The organism is Tannerella forsythia (genome assembly GCF_001006485.1).
Classification (GTDB): domain Bacteria; phylum Bacteroidota; class Bacteroidia; order Bacteroidales; family Tannerellaceae; genus Tannerella; species Tannerella forsythia.
On the sequence record NZ_JUET01000022.1, the window covers coordinates 1 to 381 of the forward strand.

Genomic DNA, 381 nt, shown 5'->3' on the forward strand with positions numbered 1-381 from the left:
CTATTTTTTCTGCCAATATTATAAAAATCGTCATAGTCACTCTGATGATTTATTTTATCATTTTCGTAAAGATGGTCGCTGAATGTCCTATAATCCTGCGAAGCATAACGCCAGGCGGCCACGCTAAAGTGAGTGGCCGTTTGCAATAGATATTTATTATAGGCGACCTGATAGCTCGTACCTTCGTGTCTGGTATCATTATTTAACTTACTACTCGATCGGGTAGCGTCAAAAGAGATGGCACCCAGCGGTGTATTCCAACCATTTCCCAGAGTTATAGCATTATAGTTATCGGATAAAATCGTACCCGATTATGTGATCAGGTTGTTATTATTTAGATTAATGTTTAAGTTTTTTAATTTCTTGATGTGAAGTTGATGA

At 37.3% G+C, this 381-nt stretch carries 1 protein-coding gene; it reads right to left on the reverse strand.

Annotated features, from left to right (window positions below; all coding sequences use genetic code 11):
• On the reverse strand, positions 1–302 hold a 302-nt coding region (locus tag Tanf_RS16600), incomplete at its 3' end, for a fimbria/pilus outer membrane usher protein (RefSeq protein WP_498370410.1).
• Positions 303–381: the final 79 nt, after the last annotated feature.